This window comes from Streptomyces sp. NTD91 (assembly GCF_059510455.1).
In genome coordinates this window covers 25,407-41,996 of the sequence record NZ_JCAJZW010000056.1, presented here as the reverse complement: position 1 = coordinate 41,996, position 16,590 = coordinate 25,407, and the positions used below count along the sequence as shown (strand labels likewise).

Annotated in this window: 17 protein-coding genes; 8 read left to right on the top strand and 9 right to left on the bottom strand. The window is 72.4% G+C overall.

Annotated features, from left to right (window positions below):
* Both AC5WRT_RS35065 and AC5WRT_RS35060 read right to left on the bottom strand, forming a co-directional pair.
* Positions 1-525 (bottom strand): maltotransferase domain-containing protein (locus tag AC5WRT_RS35065; RefSeq protein ID WP_496098718.1); only part of this gene is annotated, 525 nt, incomplete at its 3' end.
* Between the two features lie 109 nt (positions 526-634).
* On the bottom strand, positions 635-934 hold the full coding sequence (locus AC5WRT_RS35060) for a DUF5133 domain-containing protein (RefSeq protein WP_496098719.1): 300 nt from the start codon (positions 932-934) through the stop codon (positions 635-637).
* Between the two features lie 327 nt (positions 935-1,261).
* On the opposite strand from AC5WRT_RS35060, the gene AC5WRT_RS35055 reads away from it, so the two are divergent.
* Both AC5WRT_RS35055 and glgX read left to right on the top strand, forming a co-directional pair.
* Positions 1,262-1,816 carry a pep a2 gene (locus tag AC5WRT_RS35055; protein ID WP_496098720.1) on the top strand — a complete coding sequence of 185 codons (555 nt, stop codon included), beginning with the start codon at positions 1,262-1,264 and terminating at the stop codon, positions 1,814-1,816.
* Positions 1,813-3,957 (top strand): glycogen debranching protein GlgX, encoded by a 2,145-nt coding sequence (glgX, locus tag AC5WRT_RS35050; RefSeq protein WP_496100935.1) that lies wholly within the window; start codon positions 1,813-1,815, stop codon positions 3,955-3,957. Before AC5WRT_RS35055 ends, glgX begins: the two co-directional genes overlap by 4 nt.
* A gap of 29 nt (positions 3,958-3,986) precedes the next feature.
* Here the strand turns inward: glgX and AC5WRT_RS35045 are convergent, their stop codons facing one another.
* A complete protein-coding gene (locus AC5WRT_RS35045) occupies positions 3,987-4,796 on the bottom strand; it encodes a VOC family protein (RefSeq protein ID WP_496098722.1) in 810 nt (269 codons plus the stop codon).
* A 128-nt stretch (positions 4,797-4,924) separates the two neighbouring features.
* Between AC5WRT_RS35045 and AC5WRT_RS35040 the strand changes: the two genes are divergently transcribed.
* A complete protein-coding gene (locus AC5WRT_RS35040) occupies positions 4,925-5,239 on the top strand; it encodes an ANTAR domain-containing protein (protein ID WP_496098723.1) in 315 nt (104 codons plus the stop codon).
* A 38-nt stretch (positions 5,240-5,277) separates the two neighbouring features.
* On the opposite strand, the gene AC5WRT_RS35035 is transcribed toward AC5WRT_RS35040, so the two are convergent.
* Positions 5,278-6,069, bottom strand: coding sequence for an RNA polymerase sigma factor SigF (locus AC5WRT_RS35035; RefSeq protein WP_496098724.1), 792 nt, complete (start codon positions 6,067-6,069; stop codon positions 5,278-5,280).
* 249 nt (positions 6,070-6,318) lie between these two features.
* Here AC5WRT_RS35035 and AC5WRT_RS35030 point away from each other — a divergent pair, with 249 nt between their 5' ends.
* From AC5WRT_RS35030 to AC5WRT_RS35015, 4 genes are all read left to right on the top strand, one after another.
* Positions 6,319-6,813, top strand: coding sequence for a MarR family winged helix-turn-helix transcriptional regulator (locus AC5WRT_RS35030; RefSeq protein WP_496098725.1), 495 nt, complete (start codon positions 6,319-6,321; stop codon positions 6,811-6,813).
* A gap of 265 nt (positions 6,814-7,078) precedes the next feature.
* A complete protein-coding gene (locus tag AC5WRT_RS35025) occupies positions 7,079-7,933 on the top strand; it encodes an ABC transporter ATP-binding protein (protein WP_496098732.1) in 855 nt (284 codons plus the stop codon).
* Complete coding sequence (locus AC5WRT_RS35020; protein WP_496098726.1) at positions 7,893-8,753, top strand: ABC transporter permease; 861 nt, start codon at positions 7,893-7,895, stop codon at positions 8,751-8,753. Before AC5WRT_RS35025 ends, AC5WRT_RS35020 begins: the two co-directional genes overlap by 41 nt.
* A 191-nt stretch (positions 8,754-8,944) precedes the next feature.
* Positions 8,945-9,475, top strand: coding sequence for a hypothetical protein (locus AC5WRT_RS35015; RefSeq protein WP_496098727.1), 531 nt, complete (start codon positions 8,945-8,947; stop codon positions 9,473-9,475).
* 61 nt (positions 9,476-9,536) lie between these two features.
* Here AC5WRT_RS35015 and hemC read toward each other — a convergent pair whose 3' ends face one another.
* From hemC to AC5WRT_RS34995, 4 genes are all read right to left on the bottom strand, one after another.
* Positions 9,537-10,478, bottom strand: coding sequence for a hydroxymethylbilane synthase (gene hemC / locus AC5WRT_RS35010; protein WP_496098728.1), 942 nt, complete (start codon positions 10,476-10,478; stop codon positions 9,537-9,539).
* An 18-nt stretch (positions 10,479-10,496) separates the two neighbouring features.
* The gene (locus tag AC5WRT_RS35005) at positions 10,497-11,477 is read right to left on the bottom strand and encodes an ATP-dependent DNA ligase (protein ID WP_496098733.1); all 981 of its coding nucleotides are present in this window, start codon (positions 11,475-11,477) and stop codon (positions 10,497-10,499) included.
* Between the two features lie 819 nt (positions 11,478-12,296).
* Positions 12,297-13,811, bottom strand: a complete 1,515-nt coding sequence (glpK, locus tag AC5WRT_RS35000; RefSeq protein ID WP_496098729.1) for a glycerol kinase GlpK — start codon at positions 13,809-13,811, stop codon at positions 12,297-12,299.
* Positions 13,812-13,856: 45 nt separating this feature from the next.
* Positions 13,857-14,624 (bottom strand): IclR family transcriptional regulator, encoded by a 768-nt coding sequence (locus tag AC5WRT_RS34995; RefSeq protein ID WP_496098730.1) that lies wholly within the window; start codon positions 14,622-14,624, stop codon positions 13,857-13,859.
* A 177-nt stretch (positions 14,625-14,801) separates the two neighbouring features.
* On the opposite strand from AC5WRT_RS34995, the gene AC5WRT_RS34990 reads away from it, so the two are divergent.
* Complete coding sequence (locus AC5WRT_RS34990; RefSeq protein ID WP_496098731.1) at positions 14,802-15,227, top strand: ATP-binding protein; 426 nt, start codon at positions 14,802-14,804, stop codon at positions 15,225-15,227.
* Between the two features lie 173 nt (positions 15,228-15,400).
* Here AC5WRT_RS34990 and AC5WRT_RS34985 read toward each other — a convergent pair whose 3' ends face one another.
* Complete coding sequence (locus AC5WRT_RS34985; RefSeq protein WP_496097405.1) at positions 15,401-16,582, bottom strand: PP2C family protein-serine/threonine phosphatase; 1,182 nt, start codon at positions 16,580-16,582, stop codon at positions 15,401-15,403.
* Positions 16,583-16,590: the final 8 nt, after the last annotated feature.

Here is a 16,590-nt window from a genome sequence, read left to right as displayed (position 1 = left end):
CGTCAGGACCGCGTCCACCTCGGTCGACAGGGCCGCCTTCAGACGCTCGTGCACCGACAGGGAGTCGTCGGCGAGGGCTTGCGCGGCGGCGAGAACAACGTTTCGCTCCGGGCCCTTCGGCACTCCGGCGGCGGCACGCTCGTACAGCTCGGCGCCCTCCTCCAGCACCAGCCCGACGTCGGTGCCGGCCGGCACCTTGACCGAGGCGGTGTGCCGCCAGGTCGCCAGCGGATGACTCCACGCCTCCACCCGGAAGGTCCAACGGCCCGTGGCGTCCGGGGTGATCTCCGCGCCCCAGATGTCGCTGCCGGGCGACAGTTCGCGCATCGGCGTCCACGGGCCACGGCGGCCCTCGGGATCGCGCAGGACGACGTTGGCGCCCACGGCTTCGTGCCCCTCACGGAACACGGTGGCCGTGACCTGGAAGGTCTCGCCGGCCACCGCCTTCGCCGGGCGCCTGCCGCACTCCACGGCCGGTCGGACGTCACGTACCGGTACACGGCCGATGGCCGGAGTCCTGCGCATGTATCTCACCTCCGCCGTGCGCGAAGCCGGGCACCCGGCCCGGCTTCGCGATCCGAGTGGGGACCGACGTGCGCCGGTCCCCAGGGGGAACGCCTTGTACGGTGCCAGGTCAGGGGCTTGGCGCCGTGGAACGCCGCTCCGGTGGCGGCGCTCTTCTGGTCGATCGGCGCGGCCGCGGCCGTACGCCCTGCTCGCGCAGGTAGGTGACCAGATTGGTGCGCAGATAGCGCTCGGCTGCGTCCGCGGCCTCGCGGGCGCATCGTTTGCCCATCAGAACGCACAGCGTGTAGCCCGAGTCCTCGAAGGTGGCCCGGACCGTGCGGTCGTGGGGCGAGGCGAGCATCACGCGCTCCCACGCCCGGTAACGCCGCAACGCCCGGGCCACTTCGGCCTTGGCGGGTAGCAGCATTGCCCTCTTCACCTTCCACGCTCTCGACTGGGCGCGTTCCCGACTGTCGGGTGGCGTCCGCGCACGGAAGCGCGCGGCGCCGTTACGGCGATCGAGGCTTTCACTTATGGTGCACGGACGACGACGCAGCGTCTTGTTGGATCTTCAACGAGGAGCGTGTGTCGGGCTCTCGTGTTGCACGAATGGCGTAGTGCCCTCACCGTGGAGGTGACTCAGAAGCGATCAGCGCTCACGCTATGTGTCCGGGTGTTTCTCCCGGACGGGCATCCGGGATTCTCCCGGAGGGGCGAGGGGAGCGAGAGCTTCGCCGGTGAGGAGCAAGCGACAATGAAGACCGCAGTGCCCTGCTACTACCACCTCGACGTGGAAGTCAGCCCGGAACGGGTGGGACAGGTCAGCCGCATCCTGGCCGCCCACCTCCGCCACTGGGATCTCGAGAACCTCGTGGATCCCGTCCGCCGCGGCGCCGAACTGCTGCTGCGCGCGATCGACGAACACGCGAAGGACAAGCACACATCCATCGAGATGTGGTGGAACGGCCAGCACCTCATCACCGCCTTCGGCGGCGACGACCCGGATCTGCGCCCCGATCAGGACCTGCGGTCCTGCCTGGCGGACATCGCCGCCATGAGCGACGGCTGGGGCTGCTGCGCCTCGGACACTGGCAGCAAGATCATCTGGTTCTCGCAGCGCGCCCGCGCCGGGCAGCGTGTCCCGCTGGTGCCGACCGCCCCCGCGCCGACGCTGCGGACGGGGCTCCAAGTGCCGCGCGCGGAGCGGGTGGCCGTACTGGCCGCGCCGGCCGGAGCGATGGACGACGCGCTCGGCGCGTCGCCCGCCGCGGCCGCCGTACCGGACGACGCCCTGGAGGGCAGCCGGTGACCGCCCGCACGAGACGGAAAGGGCTGCCCGTGTGGAGCGGGCAGCCCTACCCGTTGGGTGCCGCCTTCGACGGCCAGGGCACCAACTTCGCCCTGTTCAGCGAGGTGGCCGAGCGGGTCGAGCTGATCCTCGTCGACGACGCCGGCATCCAGACGCCCGTCCGGCTGCACGAGGTCGACGGGTTCGTCTGGCACGCCTATCTGCCGGGCATCGCACCGGGCCAGCGCTACGGCTACCGGGTGCACGGCCCCTGGCAGCCCTCGCTCGGTCACCGGTGCAACCCGAAGAAGCTGCTGCTGGACCCGTACGCACGCGCGGTGGACGGCCAGATCGACAACCACCCCTCGCTGTACGAGCGCGCCCCGGACGGCCCCGCCCCCGCCGACAGCGCCGGGCACTCCATGCTGGGCGTGGTCACCGACCCGTACTTCGACTGGGGCGACGACCGCCCGCCCCGGACTCCGTACTCGGACTCGGTGATCTACGAGGCGCACGTGCGCGGCCTGACCCGCACCCATCCCGAGGTCCCCGAGCGGCTGCGCGGCACCTACGCAGGCCTCGCCCACCCCGCCGTCGTCGAGCACCTGACCTCGCTCGGGGTGACCGCGGTGGAGCTGATGCCGGTGCACCAGTTCGTGCAGGACGGCGTGCTGCAGGACCGGGGCCTGTCCAACTACTGGGGCTACAACACCATCGGCTTCTTCGCCCCGCACAACGCCTACGCGGCCCTCGGCAGTCGGGGCCAGCAGGTCAACGAGTTCAAGGCCATGGTGAAGGCGCTGCACGCGGTCGGCCTCGAAGTGATCCTCGACGTGGTCTACAACCACACGGCCGAGGGCAACGAGATGGGCCCGACCCTGTCCTTCCGGGGCATCGACAACGCCTCCTACTACCGCCTGGTCGACGGCGACTGGGCGCACTACTACGACACCACGGGCACCGGGAACAGCCTGCTGATGCGGCATCCCTACGTGCTCCAGCTGATCATGGACTCGCTGCGGTACTGGGTCACCGAGATGCACGTCGACGGCTTCCGCTTCGACCTCGCCGCCACGCTGGCGAGGCAGTTCCACGAGGTGGACCGGCTCTCGGCGTTCTTCGACCTGATCCAGCAGGACCCGGTGATCAGCCGCGTCAAGCTCATCGCCGAGCCGTGGGACGTGGGGGAGGGCGGCTACCAGGTCGGCAACTTCCCGCCGCTGTGGTCGGAGTGGAACGGCAAGTACCGGGACGCCGTACGGGACTTCTGGCGGGCCGAGGCCGGCTCGCTCGGCGAGTTCGCCTCCCGGCTGACCGGTTCCTCCGACCTGTACCAGCACAGCCGGCGACGGCCGCGCGCGAGCGTCAACTTCGTCACCGCGCACGACGGTTTCACGCTGCGCGACCTCGTGTCGTACAACGACAAGCACAACGAGGCCAACGGCGAGGACAACCGGGACGGCGAAAGCCACAACCGGTCCTGGAACTGCGGCGCGGAAGGCCCCACCGAGGACCCGGCCGTCCTCGAACTGCGCGCCCGCCAGCAGCGCAACCTGCTGGCCACGCTGCTGCTGTCACAGGGCATCCCGATGCTCTGCCACGGCGACGAACTCGGCCGCACCCAGAAGGGCAACAACAACGCCTACTGCCAGGACAACGAGATCTCCTGGGTCGACTGGAAGCTGACGGACGAGGAGCGCGGTCTGACGGAGTTCACCCGGCATGTGATCGCCCTGCGCGCCGCGCACCCCGTGCTGCGGCGCCGTCGCTTCTTCCACGGCGAGACCGCGACCAACGCCAGGCAGCCGCTGCCCGACCTGATGTGGCTCAGGCCCGACGCCCGCGAGATGACCGGCCGGGACTGGCAGCGCGGCGACGCGCACTCGCTGGGCGTGTTCCTCAACGGCGACGCCATCGCCGAACGCGACGCGCACGGCCGCCGGATGGTCGACGACTCCTTCCTGCTGCTGATCAACGGCTACTGGGAGCCGGTCGACTTCCGGCTGCCCGACGACACCTTCGGCGAGCGCTGGACCACCCTCGTCGACACCGCCGACTGCGACGGCATCCCCGACGAACGCGAACGCAAGGCCGGCACGAGGCTTCGTGTGGAGGCCCGCAGTCTGGTCCTCCTGTCGAGACCGTCACGAGCGGGCGGCTGAGCGCCCGCGAGCGCGCGGACGGCGGGTCCTCAGCGGGCCCGGCGCGAGGTCACCGTGAACTGGGCGCCGTCGGCGTCCCGCAGGATCGCCTCGTCCTCGCTCTCGCTCAGCACGCTGCCGCCGTGCTTCTCCGCCGCGCGGGCGCAGCCCGTGACGTCCGCGACGGCGAAGTGGATCTGCCAGTGCGGCCGAACCGAGGGATCCGGGGCCGCCCCCACGGCGCCCGAGTCGATGCGTGCCACGACGTCGCCCCGGCTGCGCAACACCACCTCGCCGGCCTCGTACTCCACCTGGCAGCAGCCCGGCAGCCCGCTCGCCCAGTCGAGGATCTCGCCGTAGAAGATCGCGGAGTCGAAGGCGTCGCGGGTGTGCAGCCGGATGGACGTCGGTGCGGCCCGCCGCCACGCCTCCCAGTTGGCGACGAGTTCCCCCTGCCAGATGCCGAAGGTCGCCCCGTCCCGGTCGGCGAGCAGTGCGGCCCGGCCCGGTGGGAAGGACAGCGGCCCGACGGCCGCCGTCCCGCCCCGCTCGCGGGCCCGGGCCACCGCGACGTCGGCGTCGGCCACGGCGAAGTACGGCGTCCAGGCCACTGCCATCTGCCACATGTCCGCGACGGCGGCGATCCCGGCCACCGGCACGCCGTCCGCCAACGCGATACGGAAGTGCTCGCCGAGCTCGGCGCGACGCCAGCGCCAGCCGAGGACGGCCGAGTAGAACTCCTGGGTGGCCTCGAGGTCACGGCTCGTCAGGCTCACCCAGCACGGCGCGCCGAAGACGGAGTGGGTGGAGACGACGTCTCGTTTCCGCGGTCCGCCACTGACGGGGGCGTTGTGGTTCATGTGAGTCGCGTCCTGCTCTCGGGGCCGGGCGGCCACCGGTCTGCCACCAGTCTCCGGCCGTGACGGGGTCGGGCGCCTGTCGAGTACCCCGGCTGGCATCGGTGCAGGCCACCGAGGACCATGGGGACATGGGAGCGAGCGAGCCCGACCGGCTGTCCGAGCTGCAGGCGGAGGTCGACCAGTTGAAGGAGGCCGTGACCTCGCACGCGGTCGTCGACCAGGCGATCGGAATGGTGGCGGCCTGGGGCAGGCTGACCCCGGACGAGGGCTGGGAGGTGCTGAAGGAGGTCTCTCAGCACACCAACATCAAGCTGCGCAACATCGCGGAGCTGATCCTCGTCTGGGCCCGACGCGGCGACATCCCGCCCGAGATCCGCGCCGCCCTCGAGGACGCGCTGGACCGGTACGGCCCCACCGAGGTGCCCGGGGCCTTCGAGGAGTGAGGCCCGGGACCGCGCCGCGGAGTGTGCCGGGGCGGGGGTCAGCGGGCATCCGCGAGCAGTTCCTCGCGCAGCCGGTCGAAACAGCCGCTCAGCAGGCGGGAGACGTGCATCTGCGAGATGCCGAGCTGCTGGGCGATCCGGCTCTGCGTCATGCCGCGGAAGAACCGCAGGTAGAGAATGACGCGCTCGCGTTCGGGCAGGGACTCCAGGCACGGCTTGACGGCGTTGCGGTCGATGACCAGGTCGTAACCGGGGTCGGGTCCGCCGAGAGAGTCCCCCAGGGCGTAGCCGTCGGTGCCGGCGACCTCGGCGTCCAGAGACAGCGCGGAGAAGCACTCCAGAGCCTCCATGCCCGTGCGCACCTCGTCCTCGGTGAGCCGCGTGTACGCGGCGATCTCCGCCACGGTCGGCGGGCGCCCGGAGGTGCTCTGGGCCAGTTCCTTCACGGCGGAGCGGACCCGGTTGCGCAGGTCCTGTACCCGGCGCGGGACATGCAGCGTCCACATGTGGTCGCGGAAGTGGCGCTTGATCTCGCCGGTGATCGTCGGCACGGCGTACGCCTCGAAGGCGCGGCCGCGGCCCGGGTCGTAGTGGTCGACGGCTTTCACCAGCCCCAGGGCGGCCACCTGGTACAGGTCCTCCAGGGCTTCCCCGCGGCCGCGGAAGCGCACGGCGATCCGCTCGGCCATGGGGAGCCACACCCGGACCAGTTCATCACGCAACGCCCGCCGCTCGGCTCCGTCGGGCAGTTTCGCCAGCCGCTCGAAGGACTCGGCCGTGTCGGGGGCGTCGTCGTGGGGATGGGAGGTCGTGCTACCGGTGACACGCATGGTGCGCACCTCTCTCGGCAGGTGCTGGATGTACAGACACCGTGGGAGGCGCGCTCGGACCGTGGACGGGGGAACGGGGCGGCCGGGCGAAGCCGGCTCCCACGGACGTGCCTCCGGTCCGAAGCACTGTCACACGGATTCCCGCTCCGGGACATCACAAAACAAAACGGAGCAAAAAGGGTGCTGACCGGGCCGTTCTTGGCCTTCGTTTGGCAGCATTACCTCTGTAACAGAGGTAATCTTCTGGATGTGGAACGTGTGGAGCCCGAGACCGTGCGGCCCGCGGCACCGGAGTCCGAGTCTTTCCCCGAGGAGCTGGCGGACGCGCTGGTGCGCATCCAGCGGCTGGTCCGCCGACGGCTGCGCGGCCGGCTGGACGGGCCCCGGCTGCGCGGTGCCGAGGTGGAACTGCTGCGGCTGGTCGAGTCCCGGCCCGGCATCGGCATCTCGGACGCGGCGCGGGACCTGCACCTGGCGAGCAACTCGGTGTCGACGCTGGTCAACCAGCTCGTCCGGGACGGCCACCTGCTGCGCGAGACCGACCCCGCCGACCGGCGTGCCGCGCGGCTGCGGCTGACCGGGGCCGCCGAGAAACGGCTCGGCGACTGGCGGCGGCGCCGGGCCGAACTGGTCGGCCGGCACGTTTCCCGCCTCGACGACACCGACCGGGAGGCCCTGCGCGCCGCCCTGCAGGCGCTGCGCAAGCTGGCGGCCGGTCTGCACGAGGAGACCGAGGAAGCATGACGGAGGCCGGCGATCACGACACGGGCCCAGGAGCGGCCATGACGGTCCAGGAGCAACCATGACGAGGGACACCACCGGCACGTCCGGCGACACCAAGGGCCCGCAGGGCGCGCCCCCGGACTCCGCGGGCACCCGGGAAGCGGCCGGGGCAGCCGCCGGGGACGCCTGCGTCACCCGGACGGCAGACACGCCCGCGGACGGCGCCGACGCCTCGCAGGCACCGGCCGGGGTCGGCGGCTCCGCCGGGGCTCGGGGCGCGCCTGCCGTGTCTGCCGGCTCCGCCGGTGCGCCCGCCTCGGGTGTCGACGCCGTCAGCTGCACGCGGCTCGTTCACGCCTTCGGTGACACCCGTGCCGTCGACGGGCTGGATCTGGCCGTCCGGGAGGGGGAGGTGTTCGGGCTCCTCGGGCCGAACGGCGCCGGCAAGACCACCGCGATCCGGTGCATCACCACCCTGCTGCCCGTCCCGGCCGGCATGGTCGGCGTGTTCGGGCACGACGCCGCCAGGGAGCGGATGGCGGTGCGCCGGCTGCTCGGCTACGTCCCGCAACAGCTGTCGGCCGACAGCGGGCTCACCGGACGGGAGAACGTCGCCCTGTTCGCCCGCGTCTTCGACGTGCCCCGCCGCGAGCGCGCCGCACGGGTCGGTCAGGCGCTGGCCGCCGTCGGCCTCGCCGACGCCGCCGACCGGCTCGCCGGGACGTACTCCGGCGGCATGGTCCGCCGCCTGGAACTCGCCCAGGCCCTGGTCAGCGCGCCCCGGTTGCTGATCCTGGACGAGCCCACCATCGGCCTGGACCCGATCGCCCGCACCGGCGTCTGGGAACACATCAACGCCGTCCGCGCGGCCACCGGCATGACCGTCCTCGTCACCACCCACTACATGGACGAGGCCGACCAGTACTGCGACCGAGTCGGCCTGATGCACCGCGGCCGCATCCGCGCCCTCGGCAGCCCGGCCGAACTGCGCCGCGGCCTCGCGCAGCGCCAGGGCACCGACACCCTGCCCACGCTGGAGGACGTCTTCCGGGACGTCGCCGGCAGCGGCCTCGACGACCACTCCGGAGGAGGTTTCCGCGATGTCCGCAGCACCCGCCGCACCGCGCGCCGCGTCGGCTGACCCCGCCGCAGGCGGCGACACCACCCTGCTGCTCACCCCGCCCGTGCCGCGCGCCGGCTGGCTGCTGCTGCCCGCCCGCGTCGTCGCCATGTGCGCCGTCGAACTGCAGAAGCTGCGCCACGACCGCACCGAGCTGTACACCCGCGCGGTCCAGCCCGCCCTCTGGCTGCTGATCTTCGGTCAGACCTTCACCCGGATCCGGGCCATCCCCACCGGCGGTGTGCCGTACCTCGACTTCATGGCGCCCGGCATCATCGCCCAGTCGGCGATGTTCATCGCGATCTTCTACGGCATCCAGATCATCTGGGAGCGCGACGCGGGCATTCTGAACAAGCTCCTCGTCACCCCGACCCCGCGCTCGGCGCTGATCACCGGCAAGGCCTTCGCGGCCGGCGTGAAGTCGCTGGTGCAGGCGATCGTCGTGATCGTCATCGCCGCCGTGCTCGGCGTCGCCCTCACCTGGAACCCGCTGAAGCTGCTCGGTGTGGCCGCCGCGGTGGTCCTCGCCTCCGCGTTCTTCTCCTGTCTGTCGATGACCATCGCGGGCATCGTCCTCAGCCGCGACCGGCTGATGGGCTTCGGGCAGGCGATCACCATGCCGCTGTTCTTCGGCTCCAACGCCCTCTACCCCGTCTCGGTGATGCCGGGCTGGCTCCAGGCCGTCAGCAAGGTCAACCCGCTGAGCTACCAGGTCGACGCGCTGCGCGGTCTGCTGCTCGGTACGCCGGCGCATCTCGGCGCCGACTTCGCCGTGCTGGCGGTGGCCGGCGCGCTCGGCATCACCGCGGCCTCCTCGCTGCTCGGCCGGCTGGCCCGGTGATCTTGCCGCGGACGTGATGTGCGGCACGCACCCGCGCCCCGCCCGAAGGCGGCCCGGACGCATCCTTCCTGGGCAGCGCTTGATCACCGATCAAAGCAGGCGAAACCCCCTGGCCACAGTGCATTCCGCTCATTTGACAGTGCGCTGAGCACACAGATAGACAGCAGCTCTCGAAGGTCGAGAGGGGCACTGTGTACGAGCCGAACGTGGTCGGGGACTGGCACGAGTACGACGAGCATGCCGGTCTGCGGATCCGCGTCCACCGTCTGGAGGCCGCGGAGCCGCCGCGCGGACGCGACGACGCCGCCGCCGGGCTGACGTACTTCAGTGTGCGGGTGACGGTCGAGAACCGTGGCGCACGGCCCCTCGGCATCCACCTGGAGGACGGCCAGATCGACGTCCGGGTCGGCCCCGACGGCGAGGGCGCGTTCATCGACTGGCGCAACACCCAGTTCATCGAGGGCTTCGACGTCTACCCGCTGCGCCGGGCCACCGCGGTGCTCTTCGCCGCCGCCCCCGAGGCCGCTCTGACCCACGTGGACGTGCAGGTGCAGCTGCGAGTCGAGGAGGAGTGGGCCGACCGCCGGCTGTGGACCGGTGGCATCGGCGTGCTGGAGACCAGCGCGGCGACCGCCTCCGCCGCCGGCCAGGGCGGCCTGGCCCACCAGGTCACCGCCTTCCTGCAGGACCTGAGGGACCAGACGGAGCCCGGCAGCGCCTGACCCGGGCGCCGGTGCCGCCGCGGGCCCGGGGGCGGCACCCGCGCCCGCTGGGAGGGTGCGGTCAGTGCGGGATGCCGTCGATGATCTCCCGAGCGCCCTGTCGCAGCAGCGCGACCGCGACCGAGGTGCCCAGCGTGGCGGGGTCGAGCCGGCCCGCCCACTCGTGGGCGTTCAGCCGGGTCTTGCCGTCCGGGGTGAACACACAGGCCCGAAGGGACAGTTCCCCGCTGCGGTCCACGCGCGCGCACCCGGCGATCGGGCTGTTGCAGTGGCCCTGCAGCACATGCAGGAACATCCGCTCGGCCGTGGCCTCCCGGTGGGTGTCCGGGTCACCCAGTCCGCTGACCGCGTCGATCACCGCGGTGTCGTCCTCCCGGCACTGCAGGGCGAGGATGCCCGCACCGATCGGCGGCATCATCTCCTCCGTCGACAGCACCTGGCTGATCACGTCCGTACGGCCGATCCGCTCCAGCCCGGACACCGCCAGCAGCAGGGCGTCGGCGTCCCCGGCGGCCAGCTTCTCCAGCCGGCGGTTGGCGTTGCCGCGGAACGGCACGCATTCCAAGTGCGGGTGCGTGGCCGCCAGCTGGGCGACCCGGCGCACCGCGGAGGTCCCGATCCGGGTGCCGGCCGGCAGCTCGTCCAGGGTGAGCCCGTCCGGGTGGATCAGCGCGTCCCGGATGTCGTCGCGCTTGAGGAAGGCGGCGAACACCGTCCCGGCGGGCAGCGGCCGGTCGGCGGGCACGTCCTTGACGCAGTGCACGGCGAGATCGGCCTCACCGGCCAGCAGGGCCGCGTCGACCTCCTTGGTGAACGCCCCCTTGCCCTCGACCTCGGACAGGGCGCCGAGCCACTTGTCGCCGGTGGTCTTCACCGGCACCACCTCGGTGCGCAACCCCGGGTGCAGGGCGGCCAACTCGGTGCGGACCCGCTCCACTTGGGCCAGGGCCATGGGGGAGTCGCGGGAGACGACACGGATCAGTTCGGGAACCGGCATGGCCACACGATAGACCCCGCCGGCTCAGCCGTGGTCCCTGGGCAGGTCCGCCGCCGACTCCTCCGGCGGCAGATCGGGGCGCAGCCGCAGCCACGACGGCTGGCGCAGCATCCCCGACCGGGTACGGGTGCTGTAGCTGACCTCGCCCACCAGCACGGGCCGTACCCAGCGCGCGTCCGTGACCCGGGGGACCGGCTCGAACGGGCACCGTCGGCTCGCCGCCTCCGCCAGCAGCCCGGCCAGTGACCTACGCTCCGCCTCGCTCCAGCCGGTGCCCACCCCGCCGACGTACCGCAGCAGGCCGGCCGCGTCGCGCTGACCGACCAGCACCGCCCCGGGCAGCCCGCGCAGCCGGCCCTTGCCCGGCAGCCAGCCACCGACGATCACGTCCTCGGCCCTCATGTTCCGGATCTTGATCCAGGCGCGGGAGCGGACCCCGGGCTCGTACACCGAGTCCAGCCGCTTGCACACGAGGCCCTCCAGGCCGTGTTCCCGGGTCGCCGCGAGCGCCTCGGCGCCGTGCCCGGTCACGGCGCCCGGCGTCGACCAGTACGGCCCCGACAGGCCCAACTCCGTCAGCCGGGCCCGCCGCCGTACGTACGGCAGGCGCAGCAGGGGCTCATCCAGGTACGGCACGTCGAACAGCACCAGGTGCACCGGCACCTGGGCGGCCCGGCGTGCCGCACGCGCAGGGGCGTGGGCGAGGCCCATCCGGCTCTGCAGCATTTGGAAGTCGGCCCGGCCGTGTGCGTCCAGCGCCAGCACCTCGCCGTCCAGTACGGCGGGGGTGGCGCCCAGCGCCGTGCCGAGGGGCCGCAGCTCCGGATAGGCCGCGGTGATGTCCTCGCCCGAGCGGGCGCGCAGCAGCACGCTGCCGTCACCGGGCAAGTAGACCATCACCCGCTGGCCGTCCTGCTTGGTCTCGTACGCCCACCGCGCGTCCTGCACGGCGGGCGGCAGCGTGCCGGGGATGGCGAGCATCGGCGCGATCAGCGGCAGGGTCACGGCGGTCACGGCTGAAGATCTCGACCGCTCCCACCGGCCTCACGCGCCGTCGGCGCCCGGTTCCCCTGAACGGTCCCGCAGTGCGGGCGCGAGCCGTGGACGGGGAGTACGGCTGGGAGGGGGGCGGGTCCAGGCCCGCGCGGTGCGGGACCGGCGGAGGTGGAGAACCGGGGCCGGGGGTGTGGCCGCAGGATCTCTCCCGCGCGGTCGCACCCCTGCGCTCGGTCGACCGTCCGTGCCGAAGGCTCCCCGGGCGGCGGCGCTTCGTCGCGGCGGGGCGTGGTGCTCGACCAGTCGGGGCGTGACCTCGAAGACCTCGGTGGGGTGGCCCCGGGAGGCGACGAGGGTGCGTTCGGCCGCGGCACCGGCGACGCCGAGGCAGACGGCGGCGTCCGTCCGGGCCCGAGCGCGTCGGTGCTCCGTCCGTGCGGGTCGGTCGGCCGGGCGCCCGCGTCCTCCCGGTCCGGGTCGGTCTCGCGTCCGGGCCGACGGCCAGGCCTTCCCGCACCGCCGCCGCGGGGCGGATCGAGGTGGTGGAGGTCGAGCGCCCCGCGCCCGGCCCGAACGGCGTTCTCGTGGAGATCCGTGCCTGCGGCATCTGCGCGCCGCTCTGGGCGGCGAGCCGGTCCAGGTGCCCCCACCGGGATCACCGACTGCGGGGCGCGCACGGCGGCACGGAGGTGGTGGTGTCCGGTGCCGGCCCATCGGGCTCGGCAGCGGACGGCCGGAGGCGGGGGCGTGCGGCTCGTGATCGTCGTCGACGTACCGCCGGACCGGCCGGGCGCGCCTTTTGTCGTCCGCTCTCCGGCGAGGCGCGGGTCAGGGCGACCGCGGGGGCCGGACCCAGCCCAGGGACCGTTCGACGGCCCGCTGCCAGTTCTCGTACTCCGACTCCCGCAGCTCGGGGTCCATGTCGGGCAGCCACTGGGCGGCCCGGTGCCAGTTGCGGCGCAGTACCTCCAGGTCGGGCCAGTAGCCGGCGGCGAGCCCGGCCGCGTAGGCGGCGCCCAGTGACACCGTCTCGGCCACCATGGGCCGCACCACCGGCACGTCCAGCACATCGGCCACGAACTGCATGAGCAGGTTGTCCGCGGTCATGCCCCCGTCCACCTTGAGCTGCTGGAGCGAGACCGAGGAGTCGGCGTTCATGGCGTCGACGACTTCCCGGGTCTGCCATCCGGTGGCTTCCAGAACGGCCCGCGCCAGGTGTCCCTTGGTGATGTACGAGGTGAGGCCGACGATGACCCCACGCGCGTCGCTGCGCCAGCGGGGTGCGAACAGACCCGAGAACGCGGGGACGATGTAGCAGCCGCCGTTGTCCTCGACCGTGCGCGCCAGAGTCTCGATCTCCGGGGCGCTGCTGATCAGCCCGAGCCGGTCCCGGAACCACTGAACCAGTGCGCCGGTGACGGCGATCGACCCTTCCAGCGCGTAGGCCTGCCGCTGGTCCCCGATCTTGTACGCGACGGTCGTGAGCAGCCCGTGCCGGGACCGCACCAGTTCACTGCCGGTGTTGAGCAGCAGGAAACTGCCCGTTCCGTAGGTGCACTTGGCCTCGCCCGGGGAGAAGCAGGTCTGGCCGAACAGGGCGGCCTGCTGGTCGCCGAGGGCGGCCGTGATCGACACCCCGGGCAGCAGCGAGCGGGCCTCACCGTACGTCTGCGCGGAGGGCCGGATCTCGGGCAGCATGGCGCGGGGCACCCCGAAGAAGGCCAGCAGCTCGTCGTCCCAGGTCAGCGTGCGGATGTTCATCAGCATCGTGCGGCTGGCATTGGTGGCGTCGGTGATGTGCAGGCCGCTGTCGGCGCCCCCGGTGAGATTCCAGATCAGCCAGCTCTCCATCGTCCCGAAGAGCACCTCGCCGTCCTTGGCGCGCTGCTCGACGCCCTTGACGTGGTCGAACAGCCAGCGAAGCCGCAGTGCGGAGAAATAGGTCGAGGGCGGCAGGGCGCACCGGTCCAGGAAGAACTCCTCCCCGGGGCGCTCCGTGAGCTCGTCGACCAGCGGCGCCGTGCGGGTGTCCTGCCAGACGACCGCCCGTCCCAGGGGGGCGCCGGTCCGCCGGTCCCAGAGCACCGTCGTCTCGCGTTGGTTGGCCAGCCCGATCGCGGTGACCTGCCCCACGTCGACATCGGCGGAGGAGAGGGCCTCGGGCACGATGTGGCGCAGGTTCTGCCAGATCTCCACGGCGTCGTGTTCCACCCAGCCGGGCCGGGGGAAGTGCTGCCGGTGTTCCTGCTGCGCGACCGAGACCAGCCGCCCGCGGTGGTCGAACAGGATGCATCGGGTGGAGTTGGTGCCCTGATCGATGGACATTACGTACCGTTCAGCCATGATCGGGTCTGCCTTCCGAGGGATCAAAAGGGCGGCTGTCCTGGCCTACCAGCGGGCGGCTCCCAGATCCCGGGAGATCGCCCGCGAGGCTTCCCGGAGCAGCGTGATCAGACTCGCGCGGGGGTGGTTCTGGCTGTCGCAGATCCGCTCGACCGGCCCGGACAGGCCGATGGCGCCGACGACGAGGCCGCCGTGCCCGCGGATCGGTGCGGCGATCCCCGCCTCGCCCATGATCATCTCCTGGATCTCGGCGGCCCACCCGAGTTCCCTGACCTCCGCCAGCGCCCGGGTGAGCCGCTCGGGATCGACCAGGGTGTGCCGGGTGTACGCCTCCAGCCCCCGCCCCCGGGCCTCCTCGACGCCGGCGGTGCCGTAGGCCAGCAGCACCTTGCCCAGCGAGGAGGCGTGCAGTGGCAGCAGCGAGCCCACGTCCAGGGTCTGGAAGGTGTCGTCCGGCCGGAACACGTGATGGACGACGAGGACGCTGCCCTCCAGCGGGGTGCCCAGCCGCACCGCCTCCCCGCTGCGGGCGGCCAGCGCGTCGGCCCAGTTCAGGGAGCGTGACCGCAGCTCGTTGACGTCGAGATAACTGGTACCGAGGTGCAGCAGGGCGGCGCCGAGCTGGTACTTCCCGGTCGCCGCGTCCTGCTCCACGAAGTCCACGTGCTGGAGTGTGCGCAGAATGCCGTGGGCGGTGCCCTTCGCCAGCCCGAGCGAGGCCGCCACCTCGCCGAGGCCGAGTCGGCGGGGCCCACCGGCGAGCAGACGCAGAATCGCCGCCGCCCGTTCGATCGACTGGACTGGGCCGGCCATGAAGCGAGCCTATTACCCGCACGGACGCCTTGCCCGTGGGCGACGAACAACGGCTGTTCGGTAATGCCGACCGCCGTTCATTGACCGGCCCGATTTGTCTCCCTACCGTGCTTGCGAGGCCGAAATGGAGCCGAATGACGGTGCCCGGACCGGCCGTACAGACCATCGGGAGAGAACATGGCGGCACAGCTCAAGACGCTGGTCCAGGCGGCATACGAACACGTGTGCCCGGTGCCGCCCGTCGCCGGCGCCGTCTCGGCCGTACGCCGTCGTGCCGAGGTGGTCCTCGCCGGCTGGAGGGTCTGTCCCCTTCTCACCGACGACGCGCTGCTGGTGGTGTCGGAACTCGTCACCAACGCGCTCCTGCACGCCCGGCCCCCGGCCGTGCTGCGGCTGTCGTGGGCGCGGGGCGAACACGGCGGGACGCTGCGGATCGAGGTCACCGACGCGGGACCGACCCTTCCGGCGCCCCGGTCCCTGGCCGGGGCCGACCCCGACGAGCACGGCAGGGGCGAGACGATCGTCCACGCCCTGGCGACGCGCCATGGCATGCGCACCCACCTCGACGGAGTCGCCCGGTGGGCCGAACTCGACGTGTCCTAGGGCGTGTTTCGAAAGTCCCGTCTGGTCCGCGACGGCTGGCACGGCACCTCGCCGCGTTGTCGGGATCGTCTCCGTACGCCCGGTACGAGGACGACCCTCCGCCTTGCGATGCACCGCACCAGACGCCGCGGACCCCGCCCTCCGGGCGGACGACGCCACTTTCGAAACACGCCCTAGAGCGCCGCCTCGCTCGATGACGGCACGTGGGCCGGCTCGTCCGCGGTGGTCTTCCGGAGCAGCAGCAGGGCGGCGTCGTCGTGCAGCCGGCCGCCCACGTGCGCCAGCAGGTCGTCGTGGACCGCGGTCAGCGTGCGCGCAGGCTCCTCGCACACATGGCGGGCCACACCGTCGGCCAGCGGATAGAAGGCACGGGTGTGATCGCGGGCCTCCGTGACCCCGTCGGTGTAGCAGAGCAGTTGGTCTCCCACCGTGAAGGGCAGACGCTGCAGGCAGGGGGCCTCACCCGAGAGGGCGCGCAGCCCGAGGGGCGCGGCAGGACGGTCGGGCTCCACCGCCCTGACCCGGCCGGAGGGGGATATCACCAGAGGCGGGGCGTGTCCGCAGTTGACGATCTCCAGATGACCCGACCGGGGATGTCCGGCGACCACGGCGGTGACGAAGTCGTCGGGGCCGAGGTTGCGCGTCAGGCTCCGCTCGATCCTCGCGACGACGGCGAGCAGGTCGGGCTCGTCATGGGCGGCCTCGCGGAACACCCCGAGCACGAGCGCCGCGGTTCCCACGGCGGGCAGCCCCTTGCCGCGCACATCGCCCACGATCAGCCGGATGCCGTGGGGTGTGGGCACCAGGGCGTAGAGGTCTCCGCCGATCCGCGCCTCCGCCGCCGCGGCGCTGTAGCGGACGGCCACCTGGAACGGCCCCACGGTCTCCGGGACGGGCTGGAGCAGGGCGTGCTGGGCGGCCTCGGCGACCGAGCGGACGGCGGCGAGGACCCGTTCCCGGCGGGCGCGCAGCGCGCTGGCGAGGGCGCTCGCGGCGGTGACGGCCAGCAGGACGGACACCACGGCCGCCGGTTCGCGCGCGTGAGCCGCGTGCAGCACGGCCAGTGCCACACCCACCGCACCGGCGAGAAGGCCCACGCAGAGCACGCCGCGTGGCCCGTTGGTGGAGGCCGCCAGTGAGGGCCCGGCTGCCAGCAGCGGCAGCCAGGGCATTCCCACCCCGGTGGCCACGTCCACGATCGCGATGATGGCGACGACCAGGACCGGCAGCACGTGCACGCCCGAGGCCCGGTGCCGGGCGGCGCGCCCGTGAGCCGATCTCCAGGCGGCGGTCGTACCGTCCCTGAGCAGCCGCGCCGGTGCGTCGTGGTCGCCATGGTGTCGGGCCTGGAGCATGTCGCGTC

What these genes read in the sequence shown, in the direction of transcription:
- AC5WRT_RS34985 (WP_496097405.1), bottom strand. Translation starts at nt 16,582, where the DNA reads ATGCTCCAGGCCCGACACCATGGCGACCACGACGCACCGGCGCGGCTG.
- AC5WRT_RS35060 (WP_496098719.1), bottom strand. Translation starts at nt 934, where the DNA reads ATGCTGCTACCCGCCAAGGCCGAAGTGGCCCGGGCGTTGCGGCGTTAC.
- AC5WRT_RS35035 (WP_496098724.1), bottom strand. Translation starts at nt 6,069, where the DNA reads ATGCGTGTCACCGGTAGCACGACCTCCCATCCCCACGACGACGCCCCC.
- AC5WRT_RS35040 (WP_496098723.1), top strand. Translation starts at nt 4,925, where the DNA reads ATGGGAGCGAGCGAGCCCGACCGGCTGTCCGAGCTGCAGGCGGAGGTC.
- AC5WRT_RS35020 (WP_496098726.1), top strand. Translation starts at nt 7,893, where the DNA reads ATGTCCGCAGCACCCGCCGCACCGCGCGCCGCGTCGGCTGACCCCGCC.
- AC5WRT_RS35045 (WP_496098722.1), bottom strand. Translation starts at nt 4,796, where the DNA reads ATGAACCACAACGCCCCCGTCAGTGGCGGACCGCGGAAACGAGACGTC.
- AC5WRT_RS34995 (WP_496098730.1), bottom strand. Translation starts at nt 14,624, where the DNA reads ATGGCCGGCCCAGTCCAGTCGATCGAACGGGCGGCGGCGATTCTGCGT.
- AC5WRT_RS35055 (WP_496098720.1), top strand. Translation starts at nt 1,262, where the DNA reads ATGAAGACCGCAGTGCCCTGCTACTACCACCTCGACGTGGAAGTCAGC.
- AC5WRT_RS34990 (WP_496098731.1), top strand. Translation starts at nt 14,802, where the DNA reads ATGGCGGCACAGCTCAAGACGCTGGTCCAGGCGGCATACGAACACGTG.
- glpK (WP_496098729.1), bottom strand. Translation starts at nt 13,811, where the DNA reads ATGGCTGAACGGTACGTAATGTCCATCGATCAGGGCACCAACTCCACC.